Genomic DNA, 17,760 nt, shown 5'->3' with positions numbered 1-17,760 from the left:
GGAGCGCGGCGTATGGCGGAGCTGATCCTCTATGAACATCCGCTGTCGCCCTATGTGCAGAAGGTGAAGATTTCTCTGCGGGAGAAGGGCGTGCCGTTTGAGGCGCGCCTGCCCGAGGGCATCGGCACGGGCGCAACCGGCGGGGGCTTTGCCAGAGCCAATCCGCGCGGCGAGGTGCCAGCGCTGATCCATGGCGATGTGGAGATTTTCGACAGCACGATCATCCTGGAATATATCGAGGATGTGTGGCCCGAGCCTGCCATGCTGCCGACGGCGCCCGCCGGCCGGGCGCGTGTACGGATGATCGAAGACGTGATGGACACCCAGTTTGAAGCAATCACCTGGGGGCTGGGCGAACTCAATTTCTTCCGCCGCGCCGAGGGCGCGTTGAAAGACGCGATGGAGGCGAAGGCGCGCCAGCAGGCCGAGGCCTTCTTCAGCGTTCTGGAAGGCTATCTGGGCGACCGGGAATGGTTCAACGGGGAGCGCTTCGGCTGGGGTGATCTGAGCGTGGTGCCCTATCTCAATGGCGCGGCCGGCTTTGGCATCCGTCCTTCGGAGGGAACGCGTCTTGGGGCATGGCTCGTCCGGGCGAATGCGCGGGAGAGCGTGGCGCAGGCGCAGCGGGAGTCCGTGGCTTCGATCACCGGCATGAACCAGGTGGATCAGGCGGTGAAGGCGGGCCTCTTCAAGCGTCAGTACCGGGATCACCGGCTGGAATGGATGATGAAGAGTGGCGGCACGGAGATTGTGTTGAAGGGGCTGGCGGCGGGCAATATCCGCTTTACCGGGCCGGGGGTTTAACGCCTTCTATAGAAAAGGCCGGGCAGGGGTTCTCCCGCCCGGCCCATTATTTGCGTCAGGAGAGGGCCGCATCGCGCGCGGCTTTCTCGGCAAGCTCGCGGTGGATGTTCCGGCTGGCGAGCCAGTAGAGCACAGCCGGGATCACCCCCATCACGCCCGCCACATAGAGCGACCAGCGCACGCTTTCGGCGCCCGCCATCGGGGCCAGGACATCCGACAGGATGCCGAAGAGGAGCGGGCCGAGGCCAAGGCCGATCAGGTTGAGCGTGAACAGCATCAGCGAAACGGCAACCGCGCGGGAGGCCGGGCTGATCAGCAGCTGAACACAGCCGAAAGTGGGCGCGTAATAGACGCCCGAAAGAGCGGCCGAGATCGTCAGCATCGGGATGGCCACCCAGACCGGGCCGACATAGCCGATGAGCAGGATGGGCACGGTGAGCAGCATGGCGACGGCCGGAGCGAGCATATAGTGAGCGGGCTTGTTCACGCCGAACTTGTCGGATGTCCAGCCGCCCAGCCATGTGCCGAGGATGCCGCCAATGCCCGAGCCGACGCCGTAGAAGACGCCGACCTGCCAGAGTTCCAGCCCATGCGAGCGGATGAGGAAGATGCCGTTCCAGACGCCTTTGCCATAGCCGAGGAAGGCAACGAAAGAGGCGCCGAGCGTGGCGAAGATGAAGACCTTGGACGTGAGAACTTCCTGCAGGGTTTCCATGATGGTGGAGCGGCGGACCGCCTGGCTGGCCTTGAGGCGGGCGGCCGCTTCGGCCACCGTGCCCGCCTTGCGGGGCTCCTTTACGGCGAACCAGAGAACGAGGGCCAGCAGGATGCCGGGCACACCGGCGACCATGAAGGCAATCCGCCAGCCGACCGTATCGGCGAGCACGCCGCCGATGACCATGCCCATCAGCGAGCCGATCGGAATGCCAAGGCCGAAGAAGGCGATGGCCGAGCCGCGCTTTTCAGGCGGCACCGTATCGCCGATAAGGGAATGAGAGGCGGGCGTGCAGCCTGCCTCGCCGATGCCGACACCGATGCGCGCCAGCAAGAGCTGCCAGAAGTTCGTGGCCAGGCCGCAGAGCGCCGTCATGCCCGACCAGATGGCGAGCGACCCGGCGACGATGCCGACACGGTTTGATTTCGGGTTGTCCGCCCACCGAGCAATCGGGATGCCGAGGGTGGTGTAGACCAGCGCGAAAGCCAGGCCGGTCATCAGGCCGATCTGGGTGTCTGAGAGGCCAAGATCATTCTTGATCGGTTCGGCCAGGATGTTGACGATCTGGCGGTCAACGAAGTTGAACGCGTTGACGATGAGGAGCAGCCACAAGGTGAGGCGAATGCGGCTCTGCGGGTTGCTGGCAATGCTGGGCGGCAGGAGCGTCTGGGACATCGGGCGGCGTTCCTCTGGGCGTTTCTGTCGGACTTGTGAGACGGCTTATTGCCAGATTTAGAAGGACGGTCACCCCTTTTTGGAGGGGTGACCGCGAGATGTTGCAGCTTACTTTACGTAAGGTTTGGCTCAGAACGAGCCGCGCAGCGTGACGCCATAGGTGCGCGGGGCGCTCATATAGGCGTTGTTGTCGCCAGACTGGAGCGTGGTCGCGAAATGGTTCGTGACATAGCGCTTGTCAAAAGCGTTCTGGATCCAGCCTTCGAGCGTCCAGCCAGCGGCGGATTTGACGCCCAGGTTGAAGTTCAACAGGCCGAAGCCGCCCTGTTCCAGCATGTTCGAGTTGTTGGTGAGGTAACCGCCCGAATATTGCTGGTTGATGCGGCCGACGAGCGAATAGGAGTCGCTGATCGGCTTGTCGAGTTTCAGGGACACGCTGCCGGAAAGCTCCGGGGCGACGGCAAAGCGGCGGCCAGAGAGGACCGGGCCGAGCGAGGCATCTTCGCCGAGCTTGGCTTCGGGCAGGTAGGTGATAGCGGCGTCAAGCGACAGGAAGTCGGTTATCTCGAGCGCACTTTCGACCTCAAGGCCATAGACCTCTGCCGTGCCGGCATTGAGCACTTGGAACTGCGTGCCGACGAAGCGGGCGACCTGCAGATCGGTCATGTCGTTATAGAAGGCCGAGAAGTTGGCGCGGCCGCGGCGATCCCAGAACTGGGTTTTCAGACCGAGCTCATAGGCATTGACGAATTCCGGATCATAGCGCGGATCGCCGGGGATGGCGCCGGGGAAGTAGTCCGGGTTCTGACGGAAGCCGCCGGCGGCGTTGGCGTCGAGGTTCACCCCGCCTGCCTTGAAGCCGCGGTTGTAGCTGGCATAGAGCATCGCATCTTCATTGAAGTGATACTGGATGCCGAGCGTGCCGCTGAAGGCTTCGTCGGTCTTGGACTCGTTGAAGTGGGGTGCAGGCTGAACGCCGAGCACCTTGTACACGTCCAGCGGGTTGGGGCGGTAGTAAAGGTTTTCGAATTGGCCCTGCTTCTTTTCCTGCGACCAGCGGAGGCCGGCGGTGAAGCCCCATTTCTCGTTCAGGCGGCCATCCCACTGGCCGAAGAAAGCGAGGGACTCGTTGTTGCCTTCGATGACCTCCACTGAGCGCAAACCGGGAGAGGCATCAAAGACGAGCGTGGCGGGCAGGGTGGCGGCGTAGACGCGTTGCAGGTCTTCGCCCCACCAGCCGGTGCGGCCCGACTTGATGGATTCGTCGGAATAGAAGACGCCGGCCACATAGTTGGCATTGCCTTCCGCGCCGAAGCCATGCTCGCCGGAATAGCTGAATTCCTGGGAGAAGAAGTTGCTCTTGAACTTCTCGTGCAGCAGCAGAAGGTCTGCGCCGGAGAAGTCTGCATCGGTCGTCTGATCGACCTTGTACTGACGAAGCGCGGTGACAGAGGACAGCTTGCCGGGGCCGACATTCCAGTCAGCCTTGACAGTGTAGCCGGTGTCTTCGACCAGCTGGTCCGGCGAATAGTTCAGGACCGACTGATACTGATCCTTGCGGCGGGACGTGGGCACCAGGCCGCGTTCGCGGATGATCTGGTCGACCACATCCTGGATCGGGCCGGGATCGCTGTCCACCGTGCCGAAGCAGCAGTTTTCGTCCGAGCGGGCATAGTCTGCGATCAGCCGGATACGGAAGTCATCAGTCGGCTCGTAGAGGAGCTGGGCCTTGAGGCCATTGCCGCGGCGCTCGTTATAGTCTTCGCCGGTGTTGGGATTTTCGAAGAAGCCGGCGCGGTTGGCGCTGATGGCGGAAATGCGCAGGGCTGCGTTCTCGCCGATCGGGGCGTTGACCGTGACGGAGCCGGTGACGGCTTCATAATTGCCGATGGTGAGCGAGTAGTCGCCGCCCGTCTCGCCGAGGACCGGCATCGAGCTTTCCAGCAGGATGGCGCCGGCAGAGGTGTTCTTGCCGAACAGCGTGCCCTGTGGGCCGCGCAGCACCTGCAGGCTGCCGACATCGAGGAAGTTCTGCAGCGCGGCGCCGGGGCGCGAGCGGTAAACACCGTCGACGAACACGCCCACAGCGCCCTCGAAGGCACGGCTGGCGCCGGTGGTGCCGATGCCGCGGATCTGGAGGTTGGCCGAAGTGGCGGGGTTGGAGGTGTTGCGGAAGGTAACGCTGGGCGAAACGGACGTGATGTCGCCGATATTCTCGACGCGCGCTTCGGCCATGAATTCAGAATCAACCGAGGTGACCGCGATGGCGGTTTCCTGAAGATTGGTGGCACGGCGGGTGGCCGTCACGACGATCTGGTTGAGCTTCAGATCGGCCTGCGCGGCTTCTTCCTCGGCGGGCTGCTGCTCGGTCTGGGCGGCAGCGATGGGCGCAAAAAGGGTGGCCAAGGCCAGCACGGACGAGCCGGTGAGCAGTGGGCGGCAATTGAGTTTCTTCAAGAGAATTCTCCCTGGGCTGATAATCATCTGGGCTGGCGCAGGCACGCGCAGATGATGGCCAGACAGGGCAAAGCCTCAGGGATCACGGCATGTGAGGGCCGCGCCGCGTAGTGCTTTCGTCTGTTCCAAGGAAGCCTCTTGCCGTGACACGCACGCAGTGAGGACGCCTCCCGCCATTATCAGCCGCGCGATGGTGTCGACGCTGCCGGGGTCTGTGCCCCGTGGCAGCGATAGGAAACCCTTAACGGCCAGTCAAACGGTTTTGAGTTCTTTTTTATGACGGTTCAGGAGGTGTGCTGCGGGCACCACAGCCAGCGGCGGCGCAAATGCATCCAGGGGTAGTTGAGGCGCAGAGGGCACTGAAAAAATATCTATTAAAAACATTGGATTACAGTTTTTAGAGCCGACTCGGGCGCAGGTTTCCGTAAGAGATAAGCCCCGTCAATGTATCCTATACAAACATAAAGGAGGGTGATTTTAGCCCTCGGGCAGGATGTCCAGGCGAATCCAGGCGGACGCAAAGCGGCCCGCTGAGGAAGGCGCTGCGCCGGCTTTTGCGCGGCGCCTTCCCGGCAGGATCAGAGCACGTTCAGGCTGACATCAATGTTGCCGCGCGTCGCGTGCGAGTAGGGGCAAACCTCATGCGCTTCAGCGACGAGCTTCTCAGCGTCATCGTGGTCGACCCCCGGAATGGCGATATCCAGCTTCACGACCAGGCCGAAGCCCTTGTCTTCGCGCGGGCCGATGCCGACGGTGGCCGAAACGGTGGTGTCGGCGGGCAGCTTGAAATGGTTGCCGGCGGAGGAGACGGCCTTCATTGCGCTGAGGAAGCAGGAAGCATAGCCGGCGGCGAAAAGCTGTTCGGGATTATTGCCATTGCCGCTGCCACCCAGCTCCTTGGGCAGGGCGAGGGCGACATCGAGCGCGCCGTCTGCCGTCTTGGCGCGGCCATCGCGGCCGCCAGTGGCGGTTGCGGTGGTTTTGTAGAGAACATTGATGGCCATGGGGAACATCCTTTCGTGTTGGTTCCAGTAATCATAATCGCTGGCGATTAAATCGCGTGCGATACATATTGCGCGCCGCCGTTAAGACTTCAAGCCTTGCGATTAAATCGCGCGCGATTTATATTTCTCCCATGAGGAAAAAACGCGAGACCCCCGCCGAAGGTTCCCCCGTGACAGGTCCGGCGTTGCTGGATCATGCGGTGTGTTTCGCCGTCTATTCGGCAGGGCTGGCCTTCAACCGGGTCTACAAGCCGATCCTCGACCGGTTCGGGCTGACCTATCCGCAATATCTGGTGATGATTGCCCTCTGGCAGGCTGAAGGGCAGACGGTGAGCGAGCTGGGCGAGCACCTGTTCCTTGAGTCCAATACGCTGACCCCGCTGCTGAAACGGCTGGAGACGGCAGGTTTCGTGACGCGCAGGCGGGACAAGGCCGATGAGCGGCAGGTGCGGATTTCGCTGACAGCCAAGGGCCGGAAGGTGCTGGAGGAGGCCTCCTGCGTGCCCCAGCAGATCTTTGAGGCGGCGGGCATGCCGGTGGAGAAGCTGGCGGCGCTGCGGGGCACGCTGGCCGACCTTCGGGACAATCTGCGCGCTGCCGCTGCCGAGAAAGCCTAGGCATTTCCCTTCACCAAAGCGCCAGATTGCCGGATCAAGACAGCCGCGCGGCTGGCATGTAGGGTACGCTCCGAATCCTTGTTGGAAGGGGGCGTTTCGATGAAGTATCTCACGCGCGCGGCCGCGATGGCTGGCATTCTGATGATGGCCGCGTGCCAGGCGAACGGGCCAGCCCCTGAGGCGGACGCCGCGCGCCTGCCGCCGACGGCGCAGGCCGAGATTGGCGAGATGCGCGAAGGCAGCGGTATTCTAAACGGCTATCTGGGCGCTCAGAGGCTGCCTAAAAGCGCCGCCCTGCTGCCGCCGCCGCCAGCGGAGGGCTCTGCCGCGGCGATGGCCGATCTGGAAGCCTACCAGACGACCCGCGCGCTGAAGGGCACGGCCCGCTGGACGCAGGCGCAGGCCGATAATGAGCTGAAATTTCCCCAGGCGATCCATTCCTACAGCTGCGCGCTGGGTGTCGACATTACTGAGGCGGGCACGCCCCATCTCTATACCCTGATGCGGCGGACGCTGACTGATGCGGGCTTTTCCACCTATGGCGCCAAGCAGATGTATCAGCGCACCCGGCCCTTCGCCCTGCTGGAGGAGGAAAGCTGCGTGCCGCATGAGGAGGAGATGCTGCGCGGGGACGGGTCTTACCCCTCCGGCCATGCGGCACTTGGCTGGGCGTGGGGGCTGGTGCTGGCGGAGCTGGCGCCGGAGAAGGCAGACGCCCTGCTGCAGCGCGGCTATGCGTTTGCAGAGAGCCGGATGGTGTGCGGGGTTCACTGGCGGAGCGATGTGGAGGCCGGGCGCGTGATGGGCGCGGCCACCGTGGCGAAGCTGCATTCCGATCCGGTCTTCCTGGCGCAGGCAAGGCTGGCGCAGGCGGAGATCGAGGCGGCCAGGATGGCGGGTGTTCTGCCGGAGGGCTGCGCGGGCCCGTAAAACTGAAACACCGCCCGCGCGGAGAATGCAGAGCGTAAACGAGGTGTAAACGAGTTCTGTTGGATTGAGAAAGCTTGCCCCAGAGTGGGCAAGAGTTTCCAACGTTTGCACAAGGCGCGCGTTCATGACCGGACAGGTTCGTTCTTCTTCCCAGGCTGCTCCCCCTTCGATTGCCCGCATCATTGCCGATGAGCTGGGCGTGCAGGAGCGGCAGGTTCAGGCCGTTATCGAACTGCTGGAGGAAGGCGCGACGGTGCCCTTCATCGCCCGCTACCGCAAGGAACGCACGGGCGGGCTGGACGATACGCAGCTGCGCAATCTTGCTGAACGCCTCGATTATCTCACCGACCTCGCCAAGCGCCGCGAAACGGTGCTCAGCGCCATCCGCGAGCAGGGCAAGCTTACCCCGGCGCTGGAGCGCGAGATCAACTGGGCGATGACCAAGGTGGCGCTGGAAGACCTCTACGCGCCCTACAAGCAAAAGCGGCGCACCAAGGCGACCATTGCGAAGGAAGCGGGCCTCGAGCCGCTGGCCGAGCGGCTTTTGGCCAACCCCTCGCTCTCGCCTTTTGATGAGGCCAAGGCCTTCATCGCATCCGGCAAGGGCGTGAAGGATCTTGACGCTGCGCTGGAAGGCGCGCGGGATATTCTGGTGGAGCGGATCGCCGAGACGCCGCGCCTTGTCGGCAAGGTTCGTGAGACCGTCTGGAAAGAAGGCAAGCTCGGCTCCAGCCTCGTCAAAGGCAAGGAGCAGGAAGGCGCCAAGTTTTCCGATTATTTTGACTTTGATGAGCCCGTCACGCAGATGCCGTCCCACCGCGCTCTCGCTGTCCTCCGTGGACAGAAGGAAGGCGTGCTGAAGGTGAAGCTGGCCGTGCCGGTGGAGCAGGGCCGCGAACACCCGGCGCTGCGCGAAATCCGCACCGAATTCGGGATCGCCAAGAAGGGCCGCCCCGGCGACGATTGGCTGATGGAAACGGCAGAAGCTGCCTGGAAAAGCAAGATGGAGCCCTCATCCTCGCGCGATGTGATCAGCCGCGTGAAGGAAGGCGCCGACCGCGAGGCGATCAAGGTGTTCTCGCGCAACATGCATGACCTGCTGATGGCGGCGCCTGCGGGCCCGAAAGTGGTGATGGGGATCGACCCCGGCATCCGCACGGGCTGCAAGGTGGCCGTGGTGGCCGCGACCGGCAAGCTGCTGGAAACGGCGACCATCTATCCGCATGAACCCAAGAAAGACTGGGCCGGATCGCTGATGACGCTGGCAACGCTGTGCAAGCGTCACAAGGTGGAACTCGTCAGCGTGGGCAACGGCACGGCTGGCCGCGAGACTGAGAAGCTGGTTGGCGATCTCGGTACCAAGCTGCCGGAGCTGAAGCTCACCAAGATCATGGTGTCGGAAGCGGGCGCCTCGGTCTATTCGGCGTCGGAACTTGCGGCGAAGGAATTCCCGGACCTGGACGTCAGCCTGCGCGGCGCTGTCTCCATCGCCCGGCGCCTGCAGGATCCGCTGGCCGAACTTGTGAAGATTGAGCCCAAGGCCATCGGCGTGGGCCAGTACCAGCATGATGTGGACCAGGCCGGGCTTGCCCGCTCGCTCGACGGGGTGGTGGAAGACTGTGTGAACGCGGTGGGCGTGGACGTGAATACGGCGTCTGTGGCGCTGCTCTCGCGGGTGGCCGGTCTCAATGCGACGATTGCTGCCAACATCGTGGCGTATCGGGAGCAGAACGGCCCGTTCAAGGCGCGCACCGAACTCAAGAAGGTGCCGCGCTTCGGGCCGAAGGCCTATGAGCAGGCCGCCGGATTCCTGCGCATCATGAACGGCAAGAACCCGCTGGACGCCTCCGCCGTCCACCCCGAAGCCTATCCGGTGGTGGAGCGTATCGCCAAGGCGGCGGGCCGCAAGGTCGAGACGATCATCGGCGATAAAGCCTTCATTTCAAAGCTGAAACCGGAAGACTTTGCCGACGCCACATTCGGTGTGCCGACCATCAAGGACATCCTGAAAGAGCTGGAAAAGCCGGGCCGTGACCCGCGCCCCGAATTCAAGACGGCAACCTTCCAGGAGGGCATCGAGAAGGTGACCGACCTGAAGCCCGGTATGCGGCTTGAGGGCGTGGTGACCAATGTGACCGCGTTCGGTGCCTTCGTGGATGTGGGCGTGAAGCAGGATGGCCTCGTTCATATCTCCGAAATGTCGGACACCTTCATCAAGGACCCGCATGAAGTGGTGAAGACCGGGCAGGTTGTCAGCGTCGTGGTCATGGATGTGGATGTGGCGCGCAACCGGATTGGCCTCAGCATGAAACAGGGCGGCAAGCGCCCGGCTGGACCAGCGCCCAAGGGCGGGTCTGCGCCGGTTGGCAAGTCAGCGCCTGCGAAGGAGCCATCCAAGCCTTCCGATAGCCCGTTCAGCGTCCTTTCGCGCCTCAAATAGGACAGGCCCGGACAGTCTGGTGACAGATCGGGACAAATCCGGACAGGAATTGTAGACAGGCAAGGCCGCTGCGGACATCGCGGCGGCCTTCGTCCATCTGGCCGGGAATGCCATGTCGGTTTCGCTGCTTCTGACGCTCTTTCTCGGCGCCTTCCTCGATGCGACGCTGGGCTTCTGTTTCTTCGTGTTCGGGGAAGCCTTCTTCCTGATGGCGGGCGGCCTGCTGTTTACCGAGCATGCGCTCTGGGCGGTCGCGGCGGTGCTGGCGGGGGCGTATGCGGCCGATCAGACGGGCTTCTTCATCGGGCGGCAGATGCGGCCCTGGTTTCACCGATTTGTGCTGGCGCGCCGGTCACGCCGGGCCGTGCTGCACAAGACGCGGCGGCTGCTGGGCCGGCATGGCATCAAGGCGGTGGCCGCGTCGCGGCTGCTGGGGCCGGTGGCGTGGTTCATGCCGCCCGTTTGCGGCAGCACGGGCATGGCCTGGCCGCGCTTTGCCGCCGGATCGGCCATCGGCGTGACGCTGGGCGTCGGCATGTTCGTGGCGCTCGGCTATCTGATTGCCTGGGGCGCCGCACGCGGGGATGTGGATGTCGAGGCCTATATCCGGGCGCACAAATGGGCGCTGCTGGCAGGCGGGCAGGCGGTGTTCATCCTGATGGGCGTGATTTCGCATTATGTTGGAAACGCTCTGTTTCGGCGCGTGTGAAGGCGGCAAGGTCTGCCGCGCCATCACGGGCGCGCAGGGGCGGGGCCAGGGCCTGGGCGCGGGCGGCCATTTCAGCGCTGGTCAGCGCGGTCAACAGCGCGGCCATCTCGTCTTCCGTCGTCCTGCCGGTGATATGGGCGGGGGCGACGCCGATCTCGCGCAGGCGCGCGGCATGCCAGAACTGGTCCAGCCGGTCTGGCACGATCAGCTGCGGCACGCCTGCGCGCAGGGCGGTGTCGAGCGTGCCGGCGCCGCCATGATGGATCACCCCGGCGCAGAGCGGAAAGAGCGCCGGATGGGGCACGGGGCCGGCCACCAGATGGCCTTCCGTGAGGTCGGCAGGCAACCTCTCCGCAAGGCCGGCAGAGAGAATGGCGCGCAGGCCCAGCCGCCGGATGGCGCGCATGAGGCGGGACATCTGTTCCTGCTCGGCATCGCTCTCGAAGGAGCCGAGGCCGACATGGATGGGCGCTCCGCCGGCCCGCAGGAAGTCCATCAGGGCAGGGGGCAAAACCTCCGGCCCCTGAATATCCAGCGAGGGATAGGGCATCAGATAGTCGTTCGGCTTCCAGTCTGATGGCGGAGCGGAAATGAGGGCGGGCGAGACGCTGGTGACGCGCGGCAGCGGCTGGCCCAGATGCCGGCTTGTGCCGCCGTTGGGCATGGCCGGCAGGCCGAGGGCGCGGCGATGGCCCTTTAGGGCGTGCAGCATCAGCCGCTGGGCAAGGCCGACCGCGCCATAGGCCACCGGCGTCAGCCAGTTGCCATGCCAGGGATGCCACATCATGGCGCAGGGAACCTGCCGGGTCGGGCTGAGGGCTGTCTGCTGCGCGCTGAGGATATAGGGAATGCCGTAGGCCTCGGCGGCAACGCGCGCGGGCGCGCAGATGCTGTTGCCGAGAACGATATCGGCGCCTTCCGCCGCCTTCAGGCAATGACGGGTGATATCGTCCACATAGGGCACGATCATCTCGTTCCACTGGGCGAAAAATCTGACCGGATTGGTCAGTGTGCCGCGCCGCTCAGCCTCCGCGTTCCATTCATTGAGCGAGAAGGCCGGCGGCGGCGCAGGCGTCACGCCATGGGCGGCGATGGTGGCGGTATAGTCGCGCGGCGCCATCAGGGTCACGTCCGCGCCGCCGGCCATCAGGGCGCGCGCGGTGGTGATGTAGGGCATCACATCGCCCAGGCTGCCCAGGGTCTGGATCGAGACCTTCATGCAATATCCACGCGCACCCGCCGCAATTTGCGATCTGAAGGTGGGATCAGCACGGTGGCGACCGGCTTGATCTCCGGCGCGGCGCCGCAGGCTGTGAACAGGGCGCGCAGGCTCGCTGCCGCCGCAGGCAGGCAATCGGCTTCTTCAGCGTTCAGTTCCACGCGCACGGTGTTCCGGCCCGTCTGGATGACACGGAAATCGGAGATGCGCTTGTCCGCTTTCAGCACGGCATTGCGGATCACATCCGGCGTAATCCGCACGGGGCTGCCGAAGCTCGGCAGGGTGAAGATATCATCGCAGCGGCCATGTACCTGCTGGATCGCCCGGTGTGGCCGGCCGCAGGGACATGGGATGGGCGCAAATTCCAGCACGTCGTTCATCTGGTAACGGATCATTACCTGCGTCTCGCGGGAGAAATCGGTGATCAGGGGCGTAACCAGGCTTGCGCTGCCCTCGACGGGCAGGAATTCGAATGCGACCTGATCTTCCAGGAGGTGCAGCGTGCCATGCCGGCAGGCGATGCCGAAGAGGCCCTCTGTGGCCATATAGATCTCGCGGACTATGAGATCGAAGCGGGTCTCTATGATGCGGCGGTCTTCCTCATCCAGCACTTCGGCGCCCGAGAAGAGGCGCTGCGGGGTGATCTGCGTATCGCTCTCGGCCAGGGCGCGCAGGAATTTCGGCGGCGCAACGATGACCGTGGGCTGAAATTCCGCCAGCGGCGCAAACTGCGCCTCGCTGCCGAGGCCCAGATCGAAGAAGCGCAGCTGCAGCCGCCCGCTTTCATTGGCAGCGTCATAGAGCCGGCTGTTGGCGGGCAGGACGATCGCCACGCGGTGGCGGCGGCAGAGGAAATCCGGCAGCGCATGGGCGAGGATGGTGCCGAGCCAGCGATAGCGCTCGCGTTCCGAGACGATGTAGAGCCCGCGATTGCCCGAGGTGCCGGTGCTGGCGCCGATGGCGTAGCCTTTGGGCGCGGTGCCCGCTTCCAGATGGGCCCAGCCTTCGGCGGCAGTGAGGCCAAGGCGGTTATAGCGGGCAAAATCCGCCATCAGGGCCGCCTTGTCCATGACCGGCCAATCCTGCAGGAAGCGCCCCCGGATGCCCTCGAAGGCAGGCACCCTGCCGGCCTTGCGGCGCAGGAATGCGTAAAGCCGCCGCTCCTGTGCCCGCAACATGCTTTCGCGGGTCCGGTAGAGCATCTGGCGGCGGCGCGCCTCGATGAAGGCGGCAAGGGTGAACGAGGCGGCGGCGGGGTTCATGCGGGCGCCTCCGGATCATGGCAAAGCGCAAGCCTGCCGCCGAGAGACACAAAGTTCCGGATACGGATCGCCGTTTGCGCGGCGGCTTCCGGGTCGTCCAGGATAAACCGGGCGGGATAGCCCGGAGAGCGATCCTCCAGAATGGCGCGGGACAGCCAGTCCGCATCTGCCGCGTAAAGAATTGGCGCTACGGGATTTCTGAACAGGAAGCCGGTATGGCCCCGCATATGGCCGGGCAGGGGAACGGCTAGCACGCTGCCATCTCCGAAAATGTCTGCCGCTTCGCCAAGGCCTAGGGGCGCTTCCTCGCGGGGCAGGGTTTCAAACCGGATCACCCTTTCCTTAAGATCATCCGGCAGAAGCTCGCGGAAGCATCCCTTGTGCGTGCGCGCGAGCCAGCCTTTCGCCAGGAAGTGGTCAAGGGCGGCGCCATCGGCGAAGATGCGCGCCTCAGGATAATCCCTCAGGGCACTGACATGATCGGCATGAAGATGGGAAAGCAGGATGACGTTGATCGCAGGCTCGGCGCGGGGCAGGGCGCGGTCTGTCAGCTTCGGGGCGAGAATTTTCGAATAGAGCCAAAGCGGCGCGCTGCGCTGGCCGGTGGTGACGCGCGGCGAATAGCCGGTATCGATCAGGCACCGCCCGAAAATACGGTGATCAAAGCGGCCATAGCGCACGGGGATGCGCAATGGGCGCCAGCCGCCGCCCTTCAGAACAAGCCGCTCGGGCGCAGTCACAAAGGCGCTGTTGGGGAAGTCCGGTTCAATCATGGGGTCACCTTCCGGAACGTTCGGGCTACGCCTTCGTCAAAAGAAACACGCGGGTGCCAGCCAAGTTCCCGTTTGATTCGGTCAAGATTGAGTGTCTGGCGGAATGCGAAGAGGCCCGCGCTGTAGGCCGTGACCGGGGGTTCCGGCCGGCCGGGCAGCGCGCTGCAGAGCGCTTCGCCGGCGCGCGCGGCGGCCAGCACAAGGGGCCAGGGCATCTTCCGCCAGCGGACGGGAATGCCCGCCATGGCCCCCGCGCGCTCGGCCACTTCGCGGATGGAAAGGGCTTCTCCGCCCGATACGTTGTAGATGTGGGAAGGAGGCGCGGGGGCGCGCAGGGCGGTGATCGCGGCGTCCGCCACGTCGTCGATATAGGTGAGATCTGTCGCCGCAACGCCGCCGCGCATCAGGGGCAGGGGGCGGCTGGCGCCCGCGCGCAGCAGGCGGGGCAGGAGGGCGGTGTCGCCGGGGCCATAAAGCCCGCGCGGGCGCAGGATGACCGGGGAAAGCTCCGGCGCCGCCAGAACCAGCGTTTCGCTTGCCGCCTTGGTAGCGGCATAGGCGTTGACCGGGGGCGGCAGGGGCGCGTCTTCGGCCACGCCCTCCTGATCGGCAAAGCGGAAATAGACGCTGGGCGAGGAAATGTGGACAAGGCGGCGGGCGCCGGCCTGATGGGCCAGCAGAATGGCGCGGCGCGTGCCGGTGATGTTGGCGCGCGCGAAGGCAGCGCGCGTGCCCCAGGGGGAGGAAAGCGCGGCGCAGTGGATGAGGCCGTCTGCATCAAGCGCCGGGAGCGGATCATCCGAGGCAAGATCAAACGCGCAGGTCTCGGCGCCAAGGGCTTCCAGAGCTGCGAGCTTTGCGCGGTCCCGGCCGAGCGCGATGACGCGGCCGCCCTCCTGCAGCAGGCGCCTGGCAATCGCGCCGCCGAGAAAACCCGTGGCGCCGGTGATGATCGTGCCGCTCATCCTTCCAGCGTGGCCCCGCCGATGGAGACGCCTGCGGATGTGCCGATCAGCAGGATCTTGCTGTCGGTTGAGATACGGCCTTCGCGGCGGGCGGTGTCGAGCGTCATCGGGATGGAGGCGGCCACGAGGTTTCCCGTCTGGGTGACGGTGGAGAGCACGCGGTCGCGCGCAAAGCCGCATTTGCGCGCCATATGCTCGAGTGCAAGGGGGCTTGCCTGGTGGGGGATGACGAGATCCACCTCCTCCTGACGCCAGCCGGTGCGGGCGAGCAGCCGGTCTATGAAAGCCGGCAGGCGCGTGCGCGTCAGCTTGAACAGGGCGTGGCCGTCCATTCGGAAGAAGGCGTTCTCCTCGAAGGCGGCGCGATTGGTGTGAAAGTCATAGCGGGTGCCGCCAGCGGGCAGGGCGCAATAGTCATAGCCTTCCGCCCAGGTTTCGATGGCAACCTCGCGCAGGTGCAGGCCGGCAGGCTGCGCGGGGCCGAGCACGATGGCGGCGGCGCCATCGCCGAACAGGGCAGCGGTGGCCGGATCATCCGCCCACGGCAGGGCGCGGGTGGCGATCTCGCTGGCAACAATCAGCACATGCCGGGCGCGGCCGGCGCCGATATAGAGCGCGGCGATTTCCATCGCGGCCACCGCGCTGAGGCAGGTGGCGTTCACGTCAAAGGCGGGAGAGGCGCAGCGGTTGAGGCCCAGCTCCCGCTTCAGCAGCGTGGCGGTTGAGGGGATCGGCTGGCGGCCGACGGCGGAGGCAAAGAGGAGAAGGTCAACGTCTGACGCATCAAGATTTGCGTCCGCCAGCGCCTGCCGCGCCGCGTCCAGCGCCAGGCTCTCCTGCGTTTCGCCCTCGGCCAGGACAGGGCGGCAAATGACGCCGCTGGCGGCTTCCAGCCAGCCGGCTGGCTTGCCCAGGCGCGCATCGATTTCGGCGGAGGGGAGGCGTTTGCCTCCGGCGCGGGCGCCTGTGCCAAGAAGGGCTGCATTCAACATGGCGGACCTCTGAGAGTGTCGTCTTCGTTTATAAGTGAGTATTTACTCACTATTGCCATGCCCGTCAAGCGGCTTCGTTTGGTTCGCCTCCTTTGTGAGGAAGGCTCAGCTTCTGGAGGGGGCGGGAGCGGTGCGCGTTTCATGCAGGGGCCGGGGAGAGGGATGCCGGGTGAGTCCAATCCCCAGGCTGACGTTTTTCTATGGCGCAGTCGTGGCACAATGTCTAAATAGGCGCGATGAGCCGCAGACCCTCCCGCACAGGAATCCTGCATCCCAGAAGCCTGCTGATCGCAGGGCTCGGGCTCATGATGCTCATGGCGGCGGCGATTTCGTCCGTGAACATGGCGGCCCAGCCTGTGCTCTCCGTGGCTGAAGCCAGCAACGGATCGGCCGGGATTGCCCACGCCGTTCTGCCGAAGGCTGACCGCGACGGGCGCCTGCGCCTGCAGGTGGTGCCATCGGATGGCGATGACATGCCCCCGGCCGTTTTTGCGGTGTTTGAGGGTTATTCCTTCCCGCCGGCCGCTCAGGAGTCGCTGCCTGATCCGCCGCTCTGCGCGGACGCTGCGCCGCATCTCTCCACCCGTTTTTCCGCGCCTCGCGCGCCCCCCGTTCCGGCCTGATGCACGGATCGCTGCGCCAGTAGCGCAGCCTGCCGTTCATCCCGATCAGATGTGGTCTGCCTTGCCTCCCTCGCAGGCAGATCCCAGGCCGGGGCGGAGATCATACTCCTCATGCTCGTACCCCTGTCAGAGGCGCTGCTTCCCCAGCCGTCTCTGAGCCTGCGTGGACCTTCGTCCCGGCCGCCTATCGGATGACCTGCAGCCCATTCGCGCCGCCTGCGGACCCAGCACTCCGCGCGGCGCCATCACCGGCCGCCATGCTCGATGGCCTCCGGTTTCAGGCACTCGAAGGAACTCAGCATGCGCACTAGCCGGACCGCACTGGTCACCTATATTCTCATTATCGTCATCGGGCTGCTCGCGGCCCTGCCGAACGTGTTATCCCCCCAGCAGATCGCGGCGATGCCGGACTGGCTTCCGAAGAAGCAGATCACTCTGGGACTGGACCTGCGGGGCGGCTCTCATCTTGTTCTGGAGGTGGACGCGCCGGCGCTGCAGGCCGACCGGCTGAAATCCCTCGCCGCTGAAACACGCACCCTGATGAGCACCGAAGCGGTGCGCGGCAAGGTGGAGGTGGACGGCGATACCGTGACCGTCCGGATCACCGATCCTGATGGCCGCGCGCGCATTCTCCACAAGCTGCGCGAGCAGGTGACGCCTGTACAGCAGGTGGGTCTCAAAGGCTCGGTGCCGGACATAGTGATCCAGCCGAGCGGCGATCTCATCATGCTGTCCCTGTCGGAAGCTGGCACGGCAGACCGCATCAACCAGGCGATTGCCCAGAGCGTCGAGATTGTCCGCCAGAGGGTGGACCAGGTGGGCGTCGCCGAGCCGACGATCCAGCGCGTGGGGGCTGACCGTATCCTCGTCCAGCTGCCCGGCCTGCAGGATCCCACGCGCCTGCGCGAACTGCTCGGCTCCACCGCGCAGATGTCGTTCCATATGGTGGCGCCGGAAACCTATGGCGCGCCACCGCCCGAAGGCGTCAGCCTGCTGCCGGATGCCAAGACCGGCCAGCCGATGCCGATCTATGACCGGGTGGCCCTGAGCGGCGAGCGCCTGTCGGACGCCCGGTCCGGCTTTGACCAGAAGACCAACCAGCCGATTGTCACCTTCCGGTTTGATGCCCTCGGCACAAAACAGTTCGCCGAGATTACCAAGCAGAATGTCGGCAAGCCCTTCGCCATCGTGCTGGACGGGAAGGTGCTCACCGCGCCGGTCATTCAGGGGCCAATCCTCGGCGGTTCCGGCCAGATCACCGGCCATTTCACGATTGAGGATACGGTGGTTCTCTCCGCGCTGCTGCGGGCCGGGGCTCTGCCCGCGCCGCTGACGGTGATCGAGGAGCGCACGGTGGGGCCAGACCTTGGCGCCGACGTGATCAATATGGGCCTCTATACCGGCGTGATCGGCTTTGCGCTGGTGGTGGGCTTCATGACGCTGCTCTATCGCGGCTGGGGTCTCATAGCCTCGCTGGCCCTGTTTCTCAACGTGGCGCTGACCATCGGTATCCTGACATTCCTGGGCGCAACGCTGACCCTGCCGGGCATCGCGGGCATCATCCTGGGCATCGGC

At 64.9% G+C, this 17,760-nt stretch carries 15 protein-coding genes; 7 read left to right on the top strand and 8 right to left on the bottom strand.

The window, feature by feature from the left end; all coding sequences use genetic code 11:
* The first annotated feature begins 12 nt into the window (after positions 1-12).
* The gene (locus C0456_RS05580; protein WP_291049361.1) at positions 13-804 is read left to right on the top strand and encodes a glutathione S-transferase family protein; all 792 of its coding nucleotides are present in this window, start codon (positions 13-15) and stop codon (positions 802-804) included.
* A 55-nt stretch (positions 805-859) separates the two neighbouring features.
* Here the strand turns inward: C0456_RS05580 and C0456_RS05575 are convergent, their stop codons facing one another.
* The 3 genes from C0456_RS05575 to C0456_RS05565 form a co-directional block, all read right to left on the bottom strand.
* Complete coding sequence (locus C0456_RS05575) at positions 860-2,194, bottom strand: MFS transporter (protein ID WP_291049359.1); 1,335 nt, start codon at positions 2,192-2,194, stop codon at positions 860-862.
* 129 nt (positions 2,195-2,323) lie between these two features.
* Positions 2,324-4,651, bottom strand: a complete 2,328-nt coding sequence (locus tag C0456_RS05570) for a TonB-dependent receptor (RefSeq protein ID WP_291049357.1) — start codon at positions 4,649-4,651, stop codon at positions 2,324-2,326.
* Positions 4,652-5,229: 578 nt separating this feature from the next.
* A complete protein-coding gene (locus tag C0456_RS05565; RefSeq protein ID WP_291049355.1) occupies positions 5,230-5,655 on the bottom strand; it encodes an organic hydroperoxide resistance protein in 426 nt (141 codons plus the stop codon).
* A 131-nt stretch (positions 5,656-5,786) separates the two neighbouring features.
* Between C0456_RS05565 and C0456_RS05560 the strand changes: the two genes are divergently transcribed.
* The 4 genes from C0456_RS05560 to C0456_RS05545 all read left to right on the top strand — a co-directional run bounded on the left by C0456_RS05560 (position 5,787) and on the right by C0456_RS05545 (position 10,351).
* Complete coding sequence (locus C0456_RS05560) at positions 5,787-6,272, top strand: MarR family winged helix-turn-helix transcriptional regulator (RefSeq protein ID WP_291049353.1); 486 nt, start codon at positions 5,787-5,789, stop codon at positions 6,270-6,272.
* Between the two features lie 99 nt (positions 6,273-6,371).
* Entirely contained in the window at positions 6,372-7,202 is an 831-nt protein-coding gene (locus C0456_RS05555; protein ID WP_291049350.1) for a phosphatase PAP2 family protein, read from the top strand.
* Positions 7,203-7,326: 124 nt separating this feature from the next.
* Positions 7,327-9,642: a Tex family protein gene (locus tag C0456_RS05550; RefSeq protein ID WP_291049348.1), complete on the top strand. Its 2,316-nt coding sequence runs from the start codon at positions 7,327-7,329 to the stop codon at positions 9,640-9,642.
* A gap of 112 nt (positions 9,643-9,754) precedes the next feature.
* Positions 9,755-10,351 (top strand): VTT domain-containing protein, encoded by a 597-nt coding sequence (locus C0456_RS05545; RefSeq protein WP_291049346.1) that lies wholly within the window; start codon positions 9,755-9,757, stop codon positions 10,349-10,351.
* Here the strand turns inward: C0456_RS05545 and C0456_RS05540 are convergent.
* Genes C0456_RS05540 through C0456_RS05520 form a run of 5 tightly spaced genes read right to left on the bottom strand, consistent with a single transcriptional unit; the run spans position 10,293 to position 15,562 of the window.
* The gene (locus C0456_RS05540) at positions 10,293-11,570 is read right to left on the bottom strand and encodes a glycosyltransferase (protein WP_291049344.1); all 1,278 of its coding nucleotides are present in this window, start codon (positions 11,568-11,570) and stop codon (positions 10,293-10,295) included. The two genes, C0456_RS05545 and C0456_RS05540, sit on opposite strands and share 59 nt — an antisense overlap.
* A complete protein-coding gene (locus C0456_RS05535; RefSeq protein ID WP_291049342.1) occupies positions 11,567-12,832 on the bottom strand; it encodes a F390 synthetase-related protein in 1,266 nt (421 codons plus the stop codon). The genes C0456_RS05540 and C0456_RS05535 overlap by 4 nt, the downstream gene beginning before the upstream one ends.
* Complete coding sequence (locus C0456_RS05530) at positions 12,829-13,605, bottom strand: MBL fold metallo-hydrolase (protein WP_291049340.1); 777 nt, start codon at positions 13,603-13,605, stop codon at positions 12,829-12,831. The genes C0456_RS05535 and C0456_RS05530 overlap by 4 nt, the downstream gene beginning before the upstream one ends.
* Positions 13,602-14,570 (bottom strand): NAD(P)-dependent oxidoreductase, encoded by a 969-nt coding sequence (locus tag C0456_RS05525; protein ID WP_291049338.1) that lies wholly within the window; start codon positions 14,568-14,570, stop codon positions 13,602-13,604. Before C0456_RS05525 ends, C0456_RS05530 begins: the two co-directional genes overlap by 4 nt.
* The gene (locus C0456_RS05520; RefSeq protein ID WP_291049320.1) at positions 14,567-15,562 is read right to left on the bottom strand and encodes a 3-oxoacyl-ACP synthase III family protein; all 996 of its coding nucleotides are present in this window, start codon (positions 15,560-15,562) and stop codon (positions 14,567-14,569) included. The genes C0456_RS05525 and C0456_RS05520 overlap by 4 nt, the downstream gene beginning before the upstream one ends.
* Positions 15,563-15,798: 236 nt before the next feature.
* Here C0456_RS05520 and C0456_RS05515 point away from each other — a divergent pair, with 236 nt between their 5' ends.
* Both C0456_RS05515 and secD read left to right on the top strand, forming a co-directional pair.
* On the top strand, positions 15,799-16,185 hold the full coding sequence (locus C0456_RS05515) for a hypothetical protein (protein WP_291049318.1): 387 nt from the start codon (positions 15,799-15,801) through the stop codon (positions 16,183-16,185).
* Positions 16,186-16,485: 300 nt separating this feature from the next.
* The coding region (gene secD / locus C0456_RS05510) for a protein translocase subunit SecD (RefSeq protein ID WP_291049316.1) at positions 16,486-17,760 on the top strand (1,275 nt) is incomplete at its 3' end.

The organism is Hyphomonas sp. (assembly GCF_013823385.1).
Classification (GTDB): Bacteria; Pseudomonadota; Alphaproteobacteria; order Caulobacterales; family Hyphomonadaceae; genus Hyphomonas.
This window is presented reverse-complemented; position numbering and strand designations above follow the sequence as displayed.